This is a genomic window from Bacillus cereus group sp. MYBK227-1 (assembly GCF_051916325.1).
Classification (GTDB): Bacteria; Bacillota; Bacilli; order Bacillales; family Bacillaceae_G; genus Bacillus_A; species Bacillus_A cereus.
This window is the reverse complement of record NZ_JBQAGK010000002.1, coordinates 1020574-1043801: the sequence shown is the minus strand read 5'-3', so window position 1 is coordinate 1043801 and position 23228 is coordinate 1020574. Positions and strand designations below refer to the sequence as shown.

Here is a 23228-nt window from a genome sequence, read left to right as displayed (position 1 = left end):
GAGGAGAAAATATGAGTTACGGTGGTTCTTGTGGTTTTGGTGGAGGTTTCGCTTTACTAGTTGTGTTATTCATTCTATTAATAATTGTAGGATGCAGCTGCTGGGGCGGAGGATACTAATTTTTAATTAGCCTTCACAAATGTAAACTAAAAAAACATTGAAGATACTTATGTATCGAAACAAATAAAAAAGGAGCAACTATGCTCCTTTTTTATTTGTTTAAATGCGTATTCTCACTATATTTCGGGAACGTAATCGTTAAAGTCGTTCCTTTACTAACGATACTTCGGATTTTTAAACTTCCATGCATCGTCTCAATAATTTTAACAGCAACCATTGTACCTAAACCAGTTCCTTTTGTTTTTGTACTAAAATACGGTTCACCGAATCGATGTATTTGCTCCTGTGACATTCCAACTCCGCTATCTTCAATTCGTATTTCAACTTTACTATTATTGATAGATGAGGAAATATTTAAGGTACCACCATTAGGCATTGCTTCAATACTGTTTTTTATTAAGTTTAAAAAACATTGTTGAAAGTGCTGTTTATTACCAACAATGGTTGCCTCAGAAAAATCCTGTGTAATATGTATCGTATTCATATTACACAATGGCAATATCATATTAATAACTCGATTTAACTCTTGTTTTACTGAAATTTGATCTAATTTTTCTGGAGCAGGTTTGGCAAACGTTAAGTAATCATCGATAATTTCTTGGGCACGATTTAACTCTTCAAGTATATGTTTAATATATTCGTCTCTTGATTCAGGAGTTAAATTTTGTGTTTTTAAAAGCTGTGTAAATCCTTTTACAACCGTTAAGGGATTCCTTACTTCGTGCGATATACTTGCAGCGAGTTGGCTAACAATCTCCATTTTTTCCATTTTAATTAATTTAGAGCGCATTAATACAGCATCCTTTATAACTTCATTTATATAAACAATAAATAACATTAAAGTAGTCGGTAATACCATGAAATAAATAATATACAAATTATTCACTTCAAAATCTGATAAAATTAATACAATTAAAGTTGTAAATATTGCCAGGAAAAAGGTTAAAAACATGGAAAAAGCTACTTTAAGTTTTCTATTATATGTATTAAATTTTGAAGATGCGAGTGCTGTAACGATGAACATTATTCCGTAAACAACGACTGTTAGCATATTAAATCCATAAAATATAAATCTTGTAATTAATAAAATTGTAAACAATATGATACCGACAGGGAATCCACCATAAAGCGTAGCTATTATGACCGGAATTTGTCTTAAATCATGAATACAACTTTCATCCATATAGATAGGGTATCGCATACATAAAATAAGCGGAATACTAGAACAAAGTGTAATCAGTAGTATTTTATATTTCTTTAAATAGTGCCGGCTATCATATATGAAATAAAAAACAAATATACTACATAAAATGTATAGAAGATTATTTAACACGTTTTGATTAATATAAACAAAGTCCATAATATTTGCCTCGTTATTCTGAATTTCCTTTTCATATGTATTATACATGATAACATATGTTAAAGTGAATAAACCTTGTTAATACAAGATTTGTTTGGCTTTTTGATATAAAATGCAAACATTCTGCAAACGTTAGCTATCCAAAGATATTTTCACCAAAATTTTTTACGCCTTCTTCCTACATGCTCGGTAAAACATGAGAATAAATCTTAAGAGTTAATGAAATGTCTGTATAACCTAATCTCTCACTGATAATTTTAGGATTAACTCCTTGTTTCAATAGTATAGTTGCGTGTGTATGTCTTAAATTATGAGTTTTAATTTTTTTCACTGCTGCATTTTTTATTTCCTTATAAACCTTTTCCCTGAAAGTATTTCTGTATACCCCCCCACCCGATTTATTACAATTAATTAAATCCTAATCTTGATTAGCAGAACCCATTCATAATAAGAAACGTTTGGATGAGATTCTAAATAAATATAAAAATACTAAAGGGGAGTAAGGTATGAAAAAACAGGTGTTGCAAGAAAAGTGGACGAGCTAGGTCGTGTAGTAATTCCAGTAAGGGTTTACATTGATTTAGAAGAAGCTAACTTTATTTGAGATGAAAGAGATGTAATTCGTTTTCGTGAAATGTGGAGTCAATGTATGAGCTTGCTAAATATGGAATAAGCGTTAAGGACGTATCAAACGAAGGTTGCGCTCCTCGTAATAGAATAGGCTGATAAGTATTTAATTGGAAATCGTCCGATAGATTAGGGATTTGTTAAATAGGAAGGAGACATCAAAATGAAAGCAATAGAAAACGGTGTGTTTGGAGTAACAAAATTAATCAATAAATCAAAAGGAGGACCAGCTGTAATGAATATCAATCAGATTAGTGAATTAGATCAATATCAAGAAGCCGCATTACGTACATGGAATACAAATAACGATTTTGGTGGACGTGTTTTAAATGCAGCATTAGGGCTTACGGGAAAAGCTGGAGCTGGTTAGGTAGCTGATGTTGTAAAAAAGCTATTTTTCATGGTCATAGATTTGATCGAGCTCAGTGTCCAGGAGAAGTAGGAAATACGCATAAAATCGCTTTAGAGCTAGGAGGGGACATCTTGTACTACATTTTAATCATGTCTCACGAAACGGGATATACCTTGGGGTATATTTCCAAAAAGAACATACCTAAATTAGCAACAAGATGCCCAGACGGATTTAGTTGAGAAGCTAGTCAAAATCTTGTAGATGTGAAGTGAAAATCGTAATAAAAAAGAGCCATGAGTGGAAAGGCTCATAACTCCTTGTATGAGGGTAATGATATTATAGTTAAATATTATCATGAAATCCCAAAAAATTCAATGTTAGTCAATTAATTGGTATGAAATTGGATTTTATTAAAAAGAAGGAATGAAGGAAGATGTAAAAGATTTTGAAAGAGCCATAAAAAAAGAATTCAGTAAAACTCTGAATTCTTCTACACATATTTTTATTTGTTAATCCATTTAGAAATAATAGGATAATGAAAGTCTTTTTCTTGTAGCACATATAAAATTCCTTTTATAGGTCCAAAAATTAACAAGAGAAACAGTATTAGATATAAAGGAGCTACCCCGAAAATAAACAAAGCGTTATTTGAAGCCAAGTCTAAATTAGACCAAAATAGCATTAAGATTCTTATTATAAAAAGATTCCAAATTACTGTAATTATCCAAATGAATAGTTGGTAAAAAACAGCTTCAAGGATATTTTTTCGAATGTTTTGTGATTTACATACAAAATAGAAAACCAAAGGTATATAAAAAATTGTGACACTAAAGAAAATAAGAATAAAAAAAGATAATGATGTAAGAAAATGCATAATTAATTTTATGTTCTTTTCTTGAGTTAGGATCATTAAGGTCCTCCTATATTTATGAGATTTTTTGTGCCTATTAAAATATGTACTGTTGGTAATTATAACATGAAAATGAATTGTAATAGAAAAATGCATTAAAAAGAACAAGTAATAAATTAAACAAAAGCTTTATTTTGTTATAGATAAATAGGTGACTCAGCTATTGTGCTAGCCGAGTCACCTATGACTATCGAACCAAATAATGTTCTTTTTCTCTATGTAGTTATGTGGAGTTCTTAGAGGCTAGCATAATAGACAGTTAAGGGACAAATAAAATCATTTTAGAGAGTTTTACATTTTATTATGTTAATGCTACAACAGCAAGAGTTAAGCCTAATGTATTTAATGGACTAGAATATGGGCCTACATTAACAGTAAGTGTACTTGGTAAACCTGGAGGTGTAGTGAAAATGGCGGGTGCTGATACAGAAGTAAATCCTGCAGTATATCCTAGAGAAGTACCTGAGCCAATGATTGGATTATTATTCAGATACATAGTGATACCTGCTGAATTACCTCCTGGTTGAATAATAACTTGCACTTCATAGATTACCAAATAGGTTCTTCCACCTTCAAGTAAAACAGTTGTTGGTGGTATGAATAAGATTGCCGTTCCATTAGAATTTACCACGGTATCTAGTGGAATTGCAGAATTTACAGAAACTATTGTTGGGGTAGTTTGAACAACATTTAAACTGTTAGCCGTGGGAGATGGACAAGTGCAAGGTTTGTGAATGTTAGAGTTGTTATCATTTTGATAATTCACAAATAATCAAGCTCCTTTACGTAAGTTAATTTTTTATCCTATATAAAATGTACCTTTTTTGTATCTAAGTTATTTTTAATTAGTTTTTAAAGATAAGTCGAATATTATTGGTCAGTCAACTCTTAAAAGTATTTGATACTCTGGGATTTAAAAGTGCATCTGATAAATATATATGAATGTTTTTTAAGGACATTACTGTAAGTTAGGAAACATAATAAGATAGTTATTTGGGCATAAAAAAGAGCACAATATATGTGCTCTTGGATAAGAAAGGTAGATTTCTATGAGTGGATGCCTCCATACAATAACATATGCTTGTCCAGTTAAAAGGTGAATAGATAAAAGAACCCGTTTGTTATAAACGAATTCTTTCCACAAGGTTTGCAAGAAATTCAAGGTAACTAGACCGGAGCACTTATTGAATTTCTTGTGATAATACTGTATGCAAATGAATTAATAAGGTTAAAGAAATTTAAACAAAATCCTCATTTAACAACAAATAAAAAAGAGCGCTAATCAAGAGCACTCTTTATACCTCATTATAACGAAAGTGAAGAACTCATATAATACAGAAAGGTAGTATTAAAGTATGTAAAAGTATGAAATTGGTGAATGGGTTCAAACAAACTCTTTATTTAAATGAAGAAGCCCTAGAGTTAGGGCCCTAAGGCGTCTTGTGTTGGTATATCTCACACAATTTTATAAAAAGAATAGAATGTACTGAAGATAACACATGAATGTTTCATAAATGTATCAAAAAAGTGAACAAAATCGTTATTTTAATTAGTTCAGCCCCTTGAAGGGCGCTCCAAGGGGCTAAGATTCGAGAACTTGTAAACTCTTGTTTAATTACATGAAAACTCTCTAAGGAGAATCTATGATATTTTAACACTCAACTAACTATTTTGACAAATATATATTGATAAAAGAACCCCCGATTGTCGACGGGGCTTCTAAGGGTAAGTGCCAAGTAATGATGTACTCGACTAATTAACCATATCATGAATTTTTCCGGTAAAAATACTAGTAAATTTGCCTAATTTTATGGTCGTTAATTTGAACAAAAACACTATTTTAATAAGAGTTGGTTCTCACTCAAAAGCAAGGGTTGTATAGGGAGTTCCAAAATGTTCTTTTTAGATGTATTAATGGTTAGGGAAGCATAAATCTGGGAATAAAACTTGATATTCTGGGATTAATCGAAGGTCAACAGTTGTACTTGCAAAGAATTTATATTTTGTTTCTAATTCAGCTAGTGTAACTAGGTGATGCGTACCTAAGCCCTTCTGTATGCTATGTTTAGAAAGGGTTGGACCAATTTGTAATTTTCGATTTTTCATAGCTATGTTCCATGGACTGTAAAAGAATTTTAAAACGAAAGCAGGGCACATGTAAACGATAAAGGAATGATTTGACCAATGCCTTCCGGCTATATAGTTACCATGCGAATAATTGTGGATTAGTCTACCTCCGTAGTAAGGGGCAGGTGGAGTAGGGTGGAGTATTCTCCCATGATAACGCTGTTTGACAAGGGGAATTCCGTATCTCGGATTGGAATAACCATGAGTAGGGTCATCTACCATCAGAATAGTCCTAATAGCATACATGTTTTTCTTTAAAGTGACAAGAGATGAGAAAAAGGCTTCCTTATCAAAACAGCAAAGAAATTCAGTGGTATTTAAAACCATTTTCCACCCCTTAATTTCTTTTTCTATTTCCATTATCTCTTTATCAACTAATATAGCATCAAACTCTAATACTTTTGAATCTCGTATTTCCCAATGAGGCGCAAATAATTTACATATTTCTACTGAGCGATCAGTAGATCCTCGATTAATAAGAATACCGCGATCAAATAGTTTTGTATGGTGCATTAGCCACCATGGGAGTAGATACTCTTCATTGTAGAAATGGGAAATTAAAGTTGTCTTAATAAAAACCCCTCCTTATAAACATGGATAAAATAATTCTTGCTCTAGTATAATGCTTATCCTAGTAAATACATATGTTTTGAGTATATTTGAGCAAAATGTTTGTTTACAAATAAAAAGAGCACTTTGGGAGGAAGGTGCTTTATAACCAAATCTTTTTGAAAAAAGGGTTCATATCATATTGTATGTATGTTTCTTAGATAGGTGTGGTTTTATACAAAAATCTGTATTTCATAACAAGAAAAAAAGAGTACATGTTTATATGTGCTCTGAGATAATCTTTTTAATATCTATTCAAGTGTTTCATTAGCATAAGTTGTATCAAATTTATCAATCAGTTTAAATAATGTCTCTAAAAGAATTGTAGATAAAATCGCAAAGATTAACACGGCATGTGGTGTTAATTGCACTGCTGTGAAATTAAGTTTTACTAGCCAAAAATATCCGACATACATTGTCAGGAAGGTACTAACAATTGAAATTGTAAACCCTAAGAAACCTAATTCTTTTAGCTTTTCTTCAGATAGTTTGAATACGCGTAATACGAAAGAGAAGATGATCCCAACTATGAAAAATCCAATACATAATGTCAATAATGACATTAAACGTAGGTATTCAATTTCATTAGGCATTAATTGTTTCATTCCAATAATAATAACTGAGGAGACCAAGATAGGTATTAATAGTGGTGATAACACTAGGGAATTTGCCAATAGTCTATTGATTTTGTTTGTTTCATTGTTGTTTTGATTATTCATAAAGCTTCCAAAAATAAATTTCAAATAAATATCCTAGTGGATTTTAATACAAAAGTATTAGTAAATTCAAATTCAAAAAAAAGGTGAATTTAAATAAAAAAGCTATTTTAATAGGGAGCAAGTTTAAAAGGCCCTGATTGACACAGGACCTTTTAAAAGGGAATAACATTTGACATGTTAAAAATTATGACTGAAAGTTACTTTCATATTACCATTATTGGGATTTTAATTCCAATAATGGTTGTTGAGAAATAAAAATCTTCTTTTGCACAACAAAGCAGCCAGCTCTAATTAGCTAACTACTTGTTGTACAAAAGAAATTAGGCCCTACAAGTTTGGATATGTAACTTTAAGTTACAGTTATAGTATGCACAATACTCAACATGTTATGTGGGTGCAACTTAATAATAATTTCATTTTGTAGAAATAAGGAAATTAAAAAAGAGCACCATGCATCAGTGTACTTTCAGATAGGAGGTAACTCTTATGAGTGTAACGAGTAGGTATGAAGTATGTGGCTTGAAAAAGAAATAAGAACAAAATTTTATTATTTGCTTAATACAAAAGAGCAGTTAACAAGCGCTAACTGCTCATCCCTCAGAGAAAGGGAAAGAACATTACAGAGGTCACTGCCAATTCAAGCTGTATCAGCTCATTTATAGTATGGGACATAATTTGAAACTTTATTCGGGTAAACTAAAAAAAGGCAGCTGCAAGAGCTAACTGCCCTAGTGAATAAGAATAACGAAATGGTCATTCGTACTCAACCTTGGTGTAGTTATATTGTTAACACTTTTTAGAAATTTATTCAATAAAAGAGCAGTTAGCCCAGCCTAACTGCTCCATACAGAGGTAAAAAATCTAGATGCATAGATATTTATTATATGCCAAATTATTTATTTTATTCGAGACGGATTAAAGAATTTGTCCTTATTAGGGAAATATAGTTAAAGAATTTCTTTAAGAAACAGAAGCAGTAACTAAATAAAAGAATAGCTAATAAAAACTAGTTGCTAAGCCCTCGGGTATTAAGGGAAATCAGAAACTGTATTTACATTATTAACGGAATAGTGGGTTTTATTCAGGGGGGGGCAGAAATAGTATATGTACAAACTGTAGACTGAATTAAATAAAAAATAACATAGTTGCAGCGTAGCAAGATAAAACTGAAATGATAGAAAACATGGTTTTAAGTTTTCGGCGTTCTTTTTCATCTTCCGTGGCAAACAAAATATATTTTCGTATTGCAAATACGAATAGTCAATTGCCAAAGGTTAATCCAAACATGCCAACAAAGAAATGAAGATTAGGGAATGAAGTAGAGGTAGTAGCGGATAAAAGTACAGTTTTAATAGATAAATAAGAAAATGTTGTTAAAAGAGAACAATACATGATAGCGATAATCGATTTTTTCATAATATTTTCTTTTACAAAAAATAGTTAATTTATGTAAAAGAAAATATTATATCATGAAGCACGTTTATTGTATGTAATGGAGACAACTGAACAAAATAATCCTTTTGAAGTTAAATAGGTACCATTCACATTCAATCAGTTTTTTGAATGTAATAAGGTATTAAATTAATGAAAACACCCAAAAATGGAGAGTAAAAGTGTTTCGTAAGAAGGAGTGAGAGGATTGAATAATTTAAAGAAGAAGAAATTAAAAAAAGCAATTTCTCGTCGCACAAAGGCTATACAAAAATATGAGAAAGAAAGATTAGATAAAGCATGGATGAATCTTTTCATACAGTCAATTATCACAAAATAAATACAGTCAGGCTAGAAAACTAAAGGAAACCAATTCATTAAAGCAGCAAGTAAGGCTGTTTTAGGAATAGGTGGTCTTTTTATTTTGAAAAGGGAGATGGAGAAATGAAGGCGTTAAAGGATCAGTTACGTGAATGGAAAAAGAAATCTAAGTAAGGAAAGAAGAAAAAACGAAAAGAGAAATTTAGCACTTGTGAAATTGAGGATTTAATGGGGATGCATAGACCTTGTTATGAACTAAGACGTGGAGCATTAAGACAAAAGTAATTAAAACATAAAAAGGAGTGGTCTTACATGACTAAACAATTATTTTTCTTACCAAAAATTGATAGAACAGCGCCACAAGAAGAATTAGAAGGTGTGTTGGAAAGCATACGTATACATAGGAAACTTGGGATGATGCGTAAGGAAATGAAAGTCACTCCTTCTTATGAAATACGTGAGCACGGTCCTACACATGCAGTTGGAAAACCATTAGAAGATGTTGCTATAGCAAATATTCAACAGAGCAAACGAGAAGAGTGGCTTGAAAGAATGTCGTATTGATCAGTTTCTAAATCGATTAGGGAACGGACGTGCAGGAAGCATTCAAAGAGATATTATTTAGAAACGTTATTTAGAAGAAGAGGACGTATGTGATCATATGGTTTATAACGAAATAGGGATGTCAAAGCATACGGTTTCCTCTTTTCATTGCTACCGATAATGAGACGTTATGTTAACTGGGTTTGAATATTGTATACAGGCTAAAAACAGAGAAAACTACCTGTCGTGTAGGTTGTTTTTTCTGTTTTTTTGATGATAGTTGTTAACTGATGTCTCACATTTCAAAAAACAACTTTTTTGTTTGCTTGTCCACACCATTTCACCTCTTTATGAATTATATAGTAATAAAGGAGGTGAAAAGAATGAATGAAGATATTATTTCAATTGGGGCAAATTGTATATTGAGAATTAGAAACAGATTCTTTCTTCTAGTAGAAATTGAAGTGGAACTTGGAAATGTAGCCATAGAGGAATTTGTTTTTATTCGAATATCTGAGCAAGAAGCTAGAACATTGTTAGCAGGGGGTATTCAACGTTGTACTATTTCTAATTGTATTCCTAGGTCTCATGATGATTTAGAAGTAGAATTCATTTGTGTTTTAATCGTGGGTGGGGAAGCATTTGCGGTTTTTGATGTAGAAGACGATGTTGATGAAGCTGTACTTGTTCCAATTTCATTAAGAGAAGCCGAGCGTTTAATCTGTAGAGGAGCAAGACGATGTACAGTTATCAATAGATAAGAGTAAACCTTTTGGGAGCTAAAGAGGTTTCATTTTGTGTGGCTTCTTTTAAGAATAATTATGTAAATATGAATATCCTCCAGAGTACTTAACTGGAGGATATTTTTGTAGACTTCTAGATGTATTAACTACCAATAATCGATAATTATGTAAATAAGCTGTCCATATGGGCAGCTTATTTTATTTTTCCGCATAGCGTAGGTTATTTTGCAAAATGCTGGTGGTATCCCTATACAGTTACTCATAATTTTCGTACTGTGTAACATGAGTGATGGACTCTTTTTTTACTGTCTACCTATAGGGGATAATGCCATAGGGCCTCTTTTTTACTGTGTTCATGGAAAAAAATTAAAAGCGTTTGATAAATAGCTGCAATAGTACATGTGGTTTCTAAAACACTAGCTAACCATCTTGGAGCATGTGCTTTTAACATTAAGACATAAACTAATCCAAAAGTAACCAAGCAGAGGTTTCTCTCCTTGTAATAGATTAAGCCGACCAGGATTTAATTAAAAATCGTCCGATAGGATTAGGGATTTGCTAAATAGGAAGAGGAAAAATCATTTTACAATTTAATCCTTGCTTTACAACTTGAAATTGGATAGCTTGCAAATGAAACAAGTTGCTTTAAGCATTGGAGTAATAAAGGTCCTAGTGAAAAAGAAGTCATTTTAATGGAATATGTAGATGGATTCCATTTTATAGCTTCATTAGGGAACCGCATTGGATTCAATCATAATGAATATAACCTGAAATTATTAGAACATAATGCAAACATTTATAACGCAAGTACGTTAGTCAATTAATTTAACAATGTATATGTACCTGTGTCGGAATTTCGTGCAACTCAAGATACTGAGCTTTATGAAGAATAGTTGTACTCGTTCTTAGGTTTAGGTAAGAAATTAGAATAGTAAATGTAGATGTTAAACAAGGTGAAATGGACAAGTGAGGAATTTAGCAATGAAATTTTACAAAAGCGTTATTTTAAAATTAAAGAGTATCTTGGAAGAAAGGCGCTTGATGACCAAGGAGTGTAGTGAAAATGATACTCAATGAAAATAATGAGATGATCAAGAGTATTGTATGTATATTTCTAATGTATGTGAAGTCTTTATATACATTCAAAAAGAGCACGCATATAAGCGTGCTCTTGGACAAGAAAGGTAGATTTCTATGAGTGGATGACTCCATACAATAATATATGCTTGTCCAGTTAAAAGGTGAAATGTTTTAATAAAATAGTTATTTGATAGAATTTTGATAAAAAGCGATGATCATTAACTCACTCCTTAATTCATGACAATCGCTTATGTATTGAAAAGTTATTCAGCTATTTGAAATATAGTTTCATTAGGTCTGGAGAATCCATATAGTTTCCTTGCGAATTTTAAAATACCTTCTTCGCTCTCTGTTAAAGTTTCAACATCGTTTTCAAAATAACGTCCTATTAGTTCTAATTCAGACAATTTTTTCTTTTCTTTATTAATTGTAATTTGTTTTTCTTGAATCATATCTTCTTGTTTGTAAATGCAGATTTGAATGGAAATAACCATAGGTAGCATAAAAGCAAGTGTTAATAACAGACGACGTCTTAGCTTTTTATTCGTTTGTTGATTCTTATTAGGGTTCATTTGTTTTTTTGAGATTGATTGTTGTGGTGTTAAATTTGGGACACTCCCCATTTTAAAGCCTCCATTACTTATGTATAGAATTTAAATTGTTTAAAAGTATTATATATGCTAAATAGATAATTTTGAATCTATTTGGATAATGGGGGAATTAAATATAAATAAAAACGTTATTTGAATAGAGAAGTCCTAGTTTTAGGGGGCTAGGGCTTCAAATCTGAGCATATCTCACACGGCATTATAAAGAGAAAAGAACGTACTGAAGATAACATATGAATGTTTCATAAATGTAACAAAAAAGCGAACAAATTCTTTATTTCAAAACTAAAGAGCGCTTTTTAAAGCGCCCTATGACTAAGATGTATATTGAAAAAAAGGTTCACATCATATTTTATGTATGTTTTTTATGATGGTGCAATTTTGAAACAAAATCGTTATTTGAATTATCAATGCGAGTTTTACATTATTAAAGGAGGGAGAAGGGGGGGATAGAAGTATAATTCTACTTTTCCCTAAGAATAAATAGATTTGATTAAGGTTGAATTATATTCGTTGTGACGCAACTTGCTTCGGAATTATTGTTCAACACAAGTGTACCTTCACCATTAAATGGCACTCTAATAACTAGATTCTTACTATCATAATCAAATTCTGTTGATAGTGAACATGATCCGCACTCAACGGAGGAGGATACAAGGTTACCGTTAGAAATATTATAAATAAGAGTTAAACAAAGTGGCTGAGTTAACCCTGTGATAATGCAAGACATTCTATTTACACCTCCTATCTTCTTACTTATTAATAGCGTATGCAAATAGTACAAGCTTTGGCACAGTAGAAGCGGATAGGGAATGATGTAAAGATAGAAACTTTTAATGAAAGCGCTATTTTAATCAAAAGAGAGAATGAACATTGATCGTAAAGGAGTACGTCGTTTATAAAAGTTAGAGAAATGGTGTGATTAAGTACGGACATTGAATACGGAATGTTTATATTAAAAAAGAGCAGACTTTAACCTACACATAAAAGTGCTGAAGTTGTTCTAAAGGAAGGAATATCTGAAATATAAATATAATTGAGAGGAGTGAAATAATAATGGAAACTAGTTCTTTTTTAGGGCTGTTCTGGGGATGGATGACGGTTATCGTATCGGGAATACTTTTCGTCCGTCCATCGGTGCTACGTGACTTGAAAAAATTAGTGGTTGAAGACAGAGGGTTTGGTATTATATATGGTTTTCTATCGATTTTCCTAGGATTAGGTACTGTAATTCTACATAATGTATGGGGATTCAACTGGCAGGGATTCCTAACGGTTATTGCATGGCTTGCATTATTAAAGGGAATTTACATAATTGCATATCCTGAACTCTCCAAGAAAACAGACTTTGAAGTAAGGATACTATCTACACGTATAGTACTCGCTATTATTGGTGCTTTGGCTTTATGGATGCTTATAGTAATCTACATAAAATAATCTTTTTTTTATAAATAAAAGAGCCTGATGTGAGAGAATAGGCCTTTTCAAAAATTGCAATAGAAGGAAAAAGAAATATGTATATTGTCATCACCCTGTACCATCCATTTTGTTTAAAATATGGGGAGTTAAACTCACACATTAGTACACAATTGGAAATATAATCAGTATGTAAAGAAAGAATGTGTGAATTATTTAAACAAAAAAGTGCTAACAAGTTTGCAAACGAACTTGCTAACACTTATACAAAATAGACATAAATTATCGCTGATATGTCTTCCTCAATAATAGCCATAATCAGTTAGAACACACTAGTACGAAACGCTCATAAAACTATTTTTAATATACATGACAATAGTATAAACTCTATATTTCTTTTAATAATTTAGGGTTATATCCTTTCCGCATTAGCCGCTTTTAACCACGCTTCATAGAATTCTATAACTGATGCATACCGTTCTGCTCGATTGGCATTTACAGCACGATACGCTACCTCATATAATTCCTTACTTGCTTCCCATTTTATAAAAGAACGATCTTTTTCACCGCCTAAAAGTGAGAAAGCCATTGCTCCCATATTAAATACATTTGTTCTTTCATCAATTGTTGCGTTTAGTTCAAATTCCTCTGGTGACATAAAACGGGAGGAACCCCATAGCCGGCCCATTCTATTTATGTAAGGTTTCTTACTGTATAAATCTATATCACAAATTTTTGTTTCGTTTGTATTAAAATTATATAAAATACTACCGTCATAAAAATCTATTGCTACATAGTTTTTCTTTTCTACATAACTATGGAAAGAAAAAATGGAATGTAAGGTATGAATTCGTTCTATAGCAGATAAATGCCTAAATTTATAAAATGGTGAGTTTGGATTTTTATATTTTTCAGGAGGTGGGAAACTCCAATGCGAATGAAGACATTCACCATCAAACCAATCGAAAATTAATACATATCCAGATTGGACTGGAAAATGATTAATTAGTCTTATGAGCGATTTATGCTTTAAATCTTCATAGATAGTAACTGAATTTTTTAGCCTTTTAATAGCATCACCCGTTGTTCCTTCATATGTAATTGTTTGTGCTCCTGCGTATTTGATAAATTTCTTATGCCCATCTTTTTCTACACCAAAACTTATATTCCCTGAATCTTGCTGGTCAAAAACTGCAAATACGGTCCCTAATTTAATAAGCCAATCAAAATTATGATATTCTTTTAATTGGAATGTTACGTTATTTAACTGAATTTCGACTGAATTATCTTTCATAGATTACCTCACATTTAATATAATTAAGTTGTACATTCCACTATTCGACATATTTTATGGAAATCCTATGCTAATAATATAAAATTTTATAAATATAATGATAAATACTTATAAAGAGGTGAATACAATGGATCAACAAATTGTTATTAAAGCATATCAAAAAGACTGGGGTGAAGAGTATATAAAAGAAAAAGAGAAATTTTGTTCCTTGTTAGGACAAGAAATAATTGCTGTTGAACATATAGGGAGCACAGCAGTAGAAGGATTAGGAGCTAAACCTCTTATTGATATGATGATTGGCGTAACAGAATTGCAAATAGCTGAAAAGTGGATTGAAGTTCTATCGGAAATTGGATATGAGTATGTTCCAAAAGATGCAACGAATTGGCGTTTTTTTAGAAAGGGAAAATGGAGAGCGGGTACTCATCATTTGCATATTTATATTTATAATAGTGATGAGTGGAGAAACAATATTTTATTTCGTGACTTTCTAATAAGCCATGAATGGGCACGTAAAGAATATAGAGAATTAAAAGAGAGGCTTGCTATTACATATGCTTTTGATCGTGTTTCATATACAAAGGCAAAAGCGCCGTTTATTCGAAAAATATTAGAATTGGCTAGAATTCAATAAATTTATAGATTCTTATCTAACTAGTTTTGAAACCTCTTCCTATACTTTTTATAGGGAGAGGATTTTTTTCATAACAAAATATATAATTTCTAATTATTGGAGGCAAACTATTTTATTTATTTTGATATTTCTAGTACATTGGAAATATTAAGGGGGAATTAAGCAATGAAATCTATTGTACATCAATATGAAAAAGGATTAGAGGGGTTAGAATATAAATTTTCACCTGAGATAAGTCCTAATGCAGGTGAAGTGAAAATAAAGTTAAAAGCTGCAGGGTTGAATCATAGGGATTTATTTATTATAAACAATAGAAAAGAAATGGATCTACCATTAGTAATAGGTTCAGATGGCTCAGGAATTGTTACAGAAATAGGAGAAGGAGTTTCAAATATTACACTACATACAGAAGTTATTATTAATCCTAGTATTGGATGGGAACATGCTACTGAAGTACCGGAGTTACCGGAAGTACTAGGTGGGCCGAAAGATGGAACGTTTGCTGAATATGTAATTGTACCAGCTGAAAATGTAGTAGAAAAGCCGTCATATCTTACTTGGGAAGAATCAGGTGTTTTATCTTTATCTGCATTAACTGCATATAGAGCACTTTTTACAAAGGGTAGATTGAAGTGCGGTGAACATGTTTTAATTCCGGGAATAGGAGGTGGTGTAGCTACATTTGCCATGTTATTCGCGAAAGCAATCGGCGCAAAAGTGAGTGTTACTTCAAGGGTAGAGAATAAAAGGGAACTTGCTGAAAAATATGGTGCAGATATTTCTTTTAATAGTACCGGAAATTGGGAAGAGAGCTTACAAGGTGAAAAAGTAGATTTAATAATAGATAGTATAGGCCCGGCAACTTTCTTGAAATATTTTGATGTATTAAAACCAAATGGAAGAATCGTGAATTTTGGTGCAAGCTCAGGAGATAAAATTGAATTACCATTACGCGCATTATTTTATAATCAAATTGATATTATGGGAACATCCATGGGTAGCCGTGAGGAATTTAATGAGATGATAAAGTTTATTGAAAAATATCAAATTAAACCAATTATTGATAAGGTTTACTCGTTAGAAGAAGCAATTCGAGCACTAAGCCGTATGGAACATGGGGAACAATTCGGAAATATTGTACTTCAAATGAATTAAAAAATATGATTTTGCAATTAGTATATTTAAATGAATATGTTATGTATTTCAAACATGAAAAAATACGAACCGCCTTATTATAAAGGCTTACCGGCTTTATACATAAATAGCGTATAAAATTTGTTTAATAATTGTCACATGAGTAATAGTAAAATGAGAATTAGATGAAAAAAGTTTAAGCCTATTTTCATAATGGTATTGTATACTGTGTAAATCAAGAACACTTGTATGTAAGGAGAGAGTTTAATGAATTACACAGTATTTCAGTGGTTTAATAATTTTGCTGATTCATCCAAACTATTAGATACGTTAATGATTGCTATTACAAATAGCGCTGCATACGTAGCCGTTCTATTTATGTTTATCTTATGGTTTAATAATGGAAAGAAAGAAAAGGCAATTAGAAAACAATATACAGTTTTATATACGACGCTTTCGGTTATTATTGCATTATTAGTAAATGTTCTTATACACGCGGTATATTACCATCCGCGTCCGTTCGTATCACATGATGTACATCAATTAGTACCACATGCAGCAGATTCATCATTCGTTAGTGATCATTCTGTACTTGTATTTTCAATCGCCTTCGTATTTATTCTTAGAGGAGAAAAACTGAAATATATCGCACTATTATGGGCAGTACTAGTCGGTATATCACGTATGTACGTAGGTGTTCATTATCCTTTAGATATACTTGGTGCAGCATTCTTAACACTTATTACGAGTGCTTTAGTAATGCAAAGTACACGTATGTTTGAACCAATAGCGAAACTTGTATTCAAAATGTATGCATTAGTAGCGAGACGAATTCCTTTCTTAGCGAAATATAACCATATCGCATAATTTTCCTATAAAAAGTTCCCCTTTGGACATCCAGAGGGGAATTTTTTTATAGGAAATACGAAAAGAGTTTAGAGTGCTCTGTAATCAAGTTGTACTAATTAATATTCTGAAATTTCACGCACCGTATTTTAAATATATAAAATAATAACACAAAATAACAACAGTTAGTTTTGCATTGTTTTAAAGGAATTAAAAAGAAAACTTCGAAACATATAGTATCGTAAACAAAAACTACAAATTTTAAAACGGATCTTCGTACGAATCCATTCCAAAAGAGAGGAGATAAGTATGCAAAAACTCCAAACGAATAAAGGCGCTCGATATATGATGATTGCTTTTATTGTTTTGTTTCTTATTATGATTTTGCGTATATTCTATATTCAGGCAGTAGGAGTCGTGCATAATGTGAATGTAAAGGATCTCGCGAATGAACAACATAATAAAAAAGGTGTTTTAGAAGCGAATCGTGGCACTATCTATGATCAAACCGGAAAGGTGTTAGTACAAGATTCTACAACGTATCGAGTTGTTGTGAATTTAAAAGGAAAAGATAAAGTGAAAAATAAAGATGAAACCGCACAACAATTAGCCGATGCGCTTGAAATTGATAAAGAAGAAGTATTAAAAAACTTTCATGAAGGGCGTACGCAAGTTGAAATTGGGAAAATTGGTCGGAACTTATCTAGGGAAAAGAAGGAAAAAATTAATGATTTAAAAATACCAGGTGTATCTTTTATGTCGGAAAAAGCAAGAGTGTATCCGAATGAAGACTTTGCATCCTATATACTTGGTTTTGCTAGACCAGATGATAAAGGGAATACGGAAGGGAAGTTTGGGCTTGAAAAGAGTTTGGATAAATATTTGCACTCTACAAACGGAAATATAGAATATGTGGGTACACGAAGGGGAATTCCGCTTACAAATGATATAGGTAAAGTAGAACCAGCTAAAAATGGGAATAACGTATATTTAACGCTTGATAAACAAATTAATAGTTTTTTAGAAGAAGCGATGAACAAAGCGCAAGAACATTATGATCCTTCTATGTTAATTGGCATTATTGCTGATCCAAAAACAGGAAAGGTTTTAGCGATGTCTAGTAAACCTAGTTACAATCCTAATGTAGGTGATATCGAATACTTTTTAAATGACCCGATTGCAAATGCATATGAACCAGGTTCAACAATGAAAGTTTTTACATTAGCAGCTGCCATTAATGAAGGTGTATATAACGGAAAAGAATATTTTCAATCTGGAAAATATTCCGTTGGTTCATCTGATATAAAAGACCATAATGGTGGATTTGGATGGGGATCAATTACATTTGATGAAGGATTTGAAAGGTCATCAAACGTAGCTTTTTCTATTTTAGAAGATCAGTTACTGAAACCAAATAAATTTAAGCAATATATGAATAAATTTGGATTCAATCAAAAAACAGGGATAGATTTACCTGGAGAAAGGAAAAATACTTTATTATTAAATACACAAATTCAACAGGTTACAACTTCTTTCGGTCAAGGTTCTACAGTAACTCCGATTCAATTAATCCAAGCGGCTACTGCTATAGCAAATGACGGGAAAATGATGCAACCATATATCGTTGATAAAGTTGTAAATCCAACAAACAAAGAAGTTATTATGGAAAATCAACCGAAAGAAATTGGGAATCCGATAAAAAAAGAAACAGCGGACAAGGTTAGAAGCTTAATGGAGCGTGTTATAACATCTTCAAAAGGAACTGGTACAATGTATAAAGTGGATGGTTATCCAATTGGAGGTAAGACAGGAACAGCACAAATCCCGAATCCTGAAAATGGCCGATATATGGAAGGGAAAGAGAATTACATTTTCTCCTTTTTAGGAATGGCTCCAATTGACGATCCGGAGTTAATCGTATACTTAGCTATTAAGCAGCCAAAGTTAAAAGGAGATGAGTATGGAGCTCAGCCTCTTGCTGAAATATTTAAACCTGTTATAAAAAACAGCCTTGAATATTTAAAGGTGAAACCGTATACAGAAAAACAAATAGCTGATGCAGCGAAACAATCTCAATTAAAAGTACAAAATTATGTAAATCAATCGATGGATACAATAGAGAAAAGTGTAGAAAAAGAGAAGCTACAGCCGGTAATTTTAGGAGAAGGAAAAATAATAAAACAATATCCACAGTCTGGCGAGGTAATGAGTGAAGGTGATCGTATATTTTTATTAGGGAATAACGCACAAATGCCAAATGTAAAAGGGTGGTCCATGCGTGATGTTATGCATTTCTCTAAACTTTTGAAATTAGATTTGAAAACTTCTGGTACGGGTTATGTAACGAGTCAAAGTATTGAAAAAGGACAAGATTTACAAGAAGGAGATACACTAGAACTAGAATTAGAACCGCCGTTACAACCGTTAACAGAGGCGAATACGAATTAATCCAGGCATTTGGAAAGAGTTATATGCAAATAGCTCTTTCTTTAGAGTTGCGAGTAATTTCACGCACCGTAATTTTTAGAAAAAATAATAAATAAAAGAACTAACAGTGACACGTTGTTAAATATCTGATTATTGTTTATTTACAGTTAAATGCATATGTGATAATATGGAAAAAATAAATGCAGTGAAGAGAAGAGTAAATAAAATGAATTTTTCACAGAGAGCTCCATGTAGCTGAAAAGGAGTAAAAATTCTTTATTGAACCAAGCCTCTGAGCAGCACATCGGAACCTATTATTAGGGGATGGTGTGACGGGAGCTCCCGTTATAGAGCTATGGTATAAGCATGAATTAGAATGCAGTACCTGATAAGGTTAGTATGGTGACATATTAACAAACTAGGGTGGCACCGCGATGATAAATCTCGTCCCTAAGATTAAAAGTCTTGGGGGTGGGATTTTTTTATTGTTGTAAAACAATTTTGAAAGCGGGGGCCAAAAATGAAAAATTTACTTAAAGATTGGAAATATCCTTTATTACTATTGTCCGGAGTTGGTATTGCGAATTTAGGGGCATGGATTTACTTAATAGCACTGAATGTACTTGTCTATAATATGGGTGGCTCAGCCTTAGCTGTTGCTACTTTATATGTAATAAAACCATTAGCCACTTTATTTACAAACGCTTGGTCTGGGAGTATGATTGATCGTTTAAATAAACGGAAATTAATGATTCACCTCGATATATATCGTGCGTTATTTATCGCTATTTTACCTTTACTTCCGTCACTTTGGATTGTTTATGTATTTGTATTCTTTATAAGTATGGCCAGTGCAATTTATGAGCCAACTGCTATGACATATATGACGAAATTAATTCCAGTAGAGCAAAGACAACGTTTCAACTCATTACGCAGTTTAATAGGATCTGGTGCATTTTTAATTGGTCCAGCGATAGCGGGGGTTTTATTAATTGCGAGTACACCAGAGTTTGCTATATATATGAATGCTATAGCATTTCTCTTATCAGGATTCATTACATTACTTTTACCGAATCTTGATAAGAAAGAAGATTCGGATACAACTAGTAATACATTATCACTTACAGTATTAAAAAAAGATTGGAACACTGTTATAAATTTTAGTAGAAAACATGTGTATGTCGTATGTGTGTATTTCTTATTTCAAAGTATGTTCGTATTAGCAACTGCTACTGATTCACTTGAACTATCGTTTGCGAAAGAGGTATTACTACTAACAGATAGTGAATACGGTTTTCTAGTTAGTATAGCTGGTGCAGGATTTATTTTAGGTGCCATAACAAATACAATTTTGTCAAAAAAATTAGCACCTTCATTTCTAATTGGAATAGGATCATTATTCATCGCAATTGGTTATTTAATTTATGCTTTTTCAAATGTATTTTTAATAGCTGCTATTGGATTCTTTATTTTATCTTTCTCTATGGCATATGCAAATACAGGATTTTATACATTTTACCAAAATAATGTTCCCGTTCATATAATGGGACGGATCGGGAGCATATATGGACTTGTTATTGCGTTAGTAACAATCTTTATTACAATACTATCTGGTGTTGCGACTCAGTTCATTTCTATACAACTTGTAGTTATTGTAGGGTCATTAATAATGTCATTTATTACTATCGTCTTGTGTGTGTTTACTTTATTCCCATCACAATCTAAGTTGTATTCTACTGAGACAATAAAGTGAAATTTTAATCAGGGGAGCATCCCCCACTGATTATCAGCCCTCACCAATCGGGCTTTTACGGGCAGCAGGGTCCCCACTTAACTTCTTTGCTTTCGCTGAATTTTGAGATGGGGGTCCTACTGCCCACAAATAGCGGAATACATTCGAAATGAACTTTGTGTTCTCATTAACAATTTATCGTATTTAATAAAAGGGTTCTTTCCCTTTTATATGGAAAAATTAATAAGGGTAAAGAACAATACCGAAAGACAAGGGTGGTTGTCGTGATAAAAACAAAAGATGAAATTAATAGAATTGTAAAAGAAATACAAAAGAAAATAGATTTCTCTGGAGTAGTTTTAGTAAAAAAAGAAAAAGACTTAATCTATGAAAAAGCAATGGGTTACGCAAACAAAAGTGAATGTATAAACAATACGATACAAACAAGATTCGGCATTGCCTCAGGATGTAAAATTTTCACTGCAATTGGAATCTGTCAACTTGTTGAAAAAGGTGTTATTTCTTTTCATACAAAATTAAAGGATTGTCTAGAGATAAAACTTCCAAACTTCGATGAAGATATTACAATACATCAACTACTAACGCATAGCTCTGGTATACCAGATTATTTTGATGAAAGTATTATAGATAACTTCGAGGATCTTTGGAAACAAACACCTATGTATCTATTAAAGAGCTTAAAAGACTTTTTACCATTATTCCAAAACAGTAATATGATGTTTGCACCTGGGAGTAAGTTTCACTACAACAACGCAGGTTTTATCATACTTGGATTAATAATAGAAGAACAGACGGGACTTAAATTTACGGAGTATATAGAAACAAACATTTTTAATTCGATTGGCATGAATGATTCTGGCTATTTTTCGTTAGATAAATTACCAAGACATACAGCTCTAGGATATATAAAGGACGAAACCAACCAAAATTGGAGAACAAACGCTTACTCTATACCAATAAAAGGAGGGGCTGATGGAGGTGCATATGTTACTGCACCAGACATGTTGAAATTTTGGGCGGCACTATTTAATAATGAAATTTTAGGAAAGGAATATACAAAGTTACTTTTAACTCCCCAAATTCATGTAAATGATAAACAGTCTTACGGATATGGAATATGGATTGAAACACGAGAAAACAAGGTATTCAAATATCATGTAATGGGATATGATCCAGGCGTCAGTTTTCGCTCGGCCATATATCCAGAATTAGGAATCACTTTAGTTATTCCATCGAATAATGAGGCAGGACCTGAAAAATTAATGACAGAAATAGAAAGAGCTTTTTAATTATATAGATATAAAAGAAGAGATACGAAAATAATTTAAACGGGTTTATGATTGTTTCTGTTCTGAAAAATATTTTAGTTAACGAGGAACCCTTTATTTATTAAATAAGGGGTTTTTGTAATTCTGCACAATTACATATGTTTATATGGATTTTTAAATTAAAAAATATTACTATATAATTGTAAATTTAAATTATTAATTCATATGAAAGGATGTGTTAACAATTTGTATATGATCAACGGTAGTTTGTTTATTATTTTAGGGGTTATTTGTTATTTAATTGTACGTGGAATATTAATTGGTACCAAAAATAAAAAACATGTGATTTGGTGGAAAGAAATAGTAAGTTTTTTATTCGTGGTTTACATTTGTATGGTTGTTGCAGTAACTTTATTCCCTTTACCAATCGGTTTTCCTTCTAATATTGAAAATCTGAATCGCTCGGTCAACATAATACCATTTGCATCAATTATTAAAGACATCAATCAAATTGGTAGTGCTTATGATGGAGATGCCCTATTTATGATTGGGCTAATTGTAAGAAATGTAGGCGGAAATATTTTATTATTAATGCCTTTAGGATTTTTAGCACCAATCCTATGGGATAAATATAAAAAATTTAAAAATACAATTTTATTAGGATTTTCTATATCAACTAGTATTGAATTGCTACAATTAATTCAGTCTTTATTTAGTGGAGTGGGACGAATTACTGATATTGATGATGTAATATATGTAACGTTATAGGTTGTATTCTTGGATACTTTATTTATAAAATCACTATAATGCTAGCTGCTAAATTTAACATTCAAGTATTTAATGAGACGGATTCTAAAAGAATAGAAACTATTGATAACTAACAATTCATACGTGTTAAAGTATACA

General features: G+C 31.8%; 18 protein-coding genes, 6 pseudogenes and 1 other annotated feature. Of the genes and pseudogenes, 15 read left to right on the top strand and 9 right to left on the bottom strand.

Annotated elements, in window-relative coordinates:
• The first annotated feature begins 11 nt into the window (after positions 1–11).
• The gene (locus tag ACTFRM_RS12435) at positions 12–119 is read left to right on the top strand and encodes a YjcZ family sporulation protein (protein ID WP_000120182.1); all 108 of its coding nucleotides are present in this window, start codon (positions 12–14) and stop codon (positions 117–119) included.
• A 92-nt stretch (positions 120–211) separates the two neighbouring features.
• On the opposite strand, the gene ACTFRM_RS12430 is transcribed toward ACTFRM_RS12435, so the two are convergent.
• Positions 212–1480, bottom strand: a complete 1269-nt coding sequence (locus ACTFRM_RS12430; RefSeq protein WP_322372857.1) for a LytS/YhcK type 5TM receptor domain-containing protein — start codon at positions 1478–1480, stop codon at positions 212–214.
• A gap of 178 nt (positions 1481–1658) precedes the next feature.
• Positions 1659–1898: pseudogene (locus tag ACTFRM_RS12425) on the bottom strand (tyrosine-type recombinase/integrase); the annotation flags it as partial.
• A 114-nt stretch (positions 1899–2012) separates the two neighbouring features.
• On the opposite strand from ACTFRM_RS12425, the pseudogene ACTFRM_RS12420 reads away from it, so the two are divergent.
• Both ACTFRM_RS12420 and ACTFRM_RS12415 read left to right on the top strand, forming a co-directional pair.
• Positions 2013–2201: pseudogene (locus tag ACTFRM_RS12420) on the top strand (hypothetical protein).
• 69 nt (positions 2202–2270) lie between these two features.
• A pseudogene (locus ACTFRM_RS12415) lies at positions 2271–2698 on the top strand (nucleoside triphosphate pyrophosphohydrolase family protein).
• Positions 2699–2961: 263 nt separating this feature from the next.
• Here ACTFRM_RS12415 and ACTFRM_RS12410 read toward each other — a convergent pair.
• The 4 genes from ACTFRM_RS12410 to ACTFRM_RS12395 all read right to left on the bottom strand — a co-directional run bounded on the left by ACTFRM_RS12410 (position 2962) and on the right by ACTFRM_RS12395 (position 6824).
• Positions 2962–3369 carry a DUF4870 domain-containing protein gene (locus tag ACTFRM_RS12410; RefSeq protein WP_061457278.1) on the bottom strand — a complete coding sequence of 136 codons (408 nt, stop codon included), beginning with the start codon at positions 3367–3369 and terminating at the stop codon, positions 2962–2964.
• 301 nt (positions 3370–3670) lie between these two features.
• Positions 3671–4135 carry a hypothetical protein gene (locus ACTFRM_RS12405; protein ID WP_440043333.1) on the bottom strand — a complete coding sequence of 155 codons (465 nt, stop codon included), beginning with the start codon at positions 4133–4135 and terminating at the stop codon, positions 3671–3673.
• Between the two features lie 1145 nt (positions 4136–5280).
• Complete coding sequence (locus ACTFRM_RS12400) at positions 5281–6009, bottom strand: glycosyltransferase family 2 protein (RefSeq protein WP_409193943.1); 729 nt, start codon at positions 6007–6009, stop codon at positions 5281–5283.
• Positions 6010–6356: 347 nt separating this feature from the next.
• Entirely contained in the window at positions 6357–6824 is a 468-nt protein-coding gene (locus ACTFRM_RS12395) for an epimerase (protein ID WP_088344391.1), read from the bottom strand.
• Between the two features lie 1639 nt (positions 6825–8463).
• Here ACTFRM_RS12395 and ACTFRM_RS12390 point away from each other — a divergent pair.
• The 4 genes and pseudogenes from ACTFRM_RS12390 to ACTFRM_RS12375 form a co-directional block, all read left to right on the top strand.
• Positions 8464–8595 carry a DUF3983 domain-containing protein gene (locus ACTFRM_RS12390; protein WP_113304801.1) on the top strand — a complete coding sequence of 44 codons (132 nt, stop codon included), beginning with the start codon at positions 8464–8466 and terminating at the stop codon, positions 8593–8595.
• Between the two features lie 293 nt (positions 8596–8888).
• Positions 8889–9273 (top strand): annotated as a pseudogene (locus tag ACTFRM_RS12385) (ArpU family phage packaging/lysis transcriptional regulator); the annotation flags it as partial.
• Between the two features lie 229 nt (positions 9274–9502).
• A complete protein-coding gene (locus ACTFRM_RS12380; RefSeq protein WP_322372859.1) occupies positions 9503–9880 on the top strand; it encodes a hypothetical protein in 378 nt (125 codons plus the stop codon).
• Positions 9881–10428: 548 nt separating this feature from the next.
• Positions 10429–10752: pseudogene (locus ACTFRM_RS12375) on the top strand (dUTP diphosphatase); the annotation flags it as partial.
• A gap of 453 nt (positions 10753–11205) precedes the next feature.
• Here the strand turns inward: ACTFRM_RS12375 and ACTFRM_RS12370 are convergent.
• Together ACTFRM_RS12370 and ACTFRM_RS12365 are read right to left on the bottom strand one after the other, a co-directional pair.
• Complete coding sequence (locus ACTFRM_RS12370) at positions 11206–11565, bottom strand: FtsB family cell division protein (protein WP_088344389.1); 360 nt, start codon at positions 11563–11565, stop codon at positions 11206–11208.
• Between the two features lie 478 nt (positions 11566–12043).
• Positions 12044–12280, bottom strand: coding sequence for a hypothetical protein (locus ACTFRM_RS12365; protein WP_322372860.1), 237 nt, complete (start codon positions 12278–12280; stop codon positions 12044–12046).
• Between the two features lie 326 nt (positions 12281–12606).
• Here ACTFRM_RS12365 and ACTFRM_RS12360 point away from each other — a divergent pair, with 326 nt between their 5' ends.
• On the top strand, positions 12607–12987 hold the full coding sequence (locus ACTFRM_RS12360; protein ID WP_088344385.1) for a hypothetical protein: 381 nt from the start codon (positions 12607–12609) through the stop codon (positions 12985–12987).
• Positions 12988–13378: 391 nt separating this feature from the next.
• On the opposite strand, the gene ACTFRM_RS12355 is transcribed toward ACTFRM_RS12360, so the two are convergent.
• Complete coding sequence (locus ACTFRM_RS12355; RefSeq protein WP_440043332.1) at positions 13379–14260, bottom strand: protein kinase domain-containing protein; 882 nt, start codon at positions 14258–14260, stop codon at positions 13379–13381.
• Positions 14261–14387: 127 nt separating this feature from the next.
• Here ACTFRM_RS12355 and ACTFRM_RS12350 point away from each other — a divergent pair, with 127 nt between their 5' ends.
• The 7 genes and pseudogenes from ACTFRM_RS12350 to ACTFRM_RS12320 all read left to right on the top strand — a co-directional run bounded on the left by ACTFRM_RS12350 (position 14388) and on the right by ACTFRM_RS12320 (position 23203).
• Positions 14388–14894, top strand: coding sequence for a GrpB family protein (locus ACTFRM_RS12350; RefSeq protein ID WP_000372673.1), 507 nt, complete (start codon positions 14388–14390; stop codon positions 14892–14894).
• A gap of 165 nt (positions 14895–15059) precedes the next feature.
• Positions 15060–16049, top strand: a complete 990-nt coding sequence (locus tag ACTFRM_RS12345; RefSeq protein WP_322372861.1) for a zinc-binding dehydrogenase — start codon at positions 15060–15062, stop codon at positions 16047–16049.
• Positions 16050–16295: 246 nt separating this feature from the next.
• Complete coding sequence (locus ACTFRM_RS12340; protein WP_001110124.1) at positions 16296–16895, top strand: undecaprenyl-diphosphatase; 600 nt, start codon at positions 16296–16298, stop codon at positions 16893–16895.
• Between the two features lie 288 nt (positions 16896–17183).
• Positions 17184–19322 (top strand): penicillin-binding protein, encoded by a 2139-nt coding sequence (locus ACTFRM_RS12335; protein WP_001170943.1) that lies wholly within the window; start codon positions 17184–17186, stop codon positions 19320–19322.
• A 175-nt stretch (positions 19323–19497) separates the two neighbouring features.
• Positions 19498–19756: a binding site (T-box leader), on the top strand.
• A 65-nt stretch (positions 19757–19821) separates the two neighbouring features.
• On the top strand, positions 19822–21054 hold the full coding sequence (locus ACTFRM_RS12330; protein ID WP_322372862.1) for an MFS transporter: 1233 nt from the start codon (positions 19822–19824) through the stop codon (positions 21052–21054).
• A gap of 263 nt (positions 21055–21317) precedes the next feature.
• The gene (locus ACTFRM_RS12325) at positions 21318–22343 is read left to right on the top strand and encodes a serine hydrolase domain-containing protein (protein WP_440043330.1); all 1026 of its coding nucleotides are present in this window, start codon (positions 21318–21320) and stop codon (positions 22341–22343) included.
• Between the two features lie 225 nt (positions 22344–22568).
• A pseudogene (locus ACTFRM_RS12320) lies at positions 22569–23203 on the top strand (VanZ family protein).
• Positions 23204–23228: the final 25 nt, after the last annotated feature.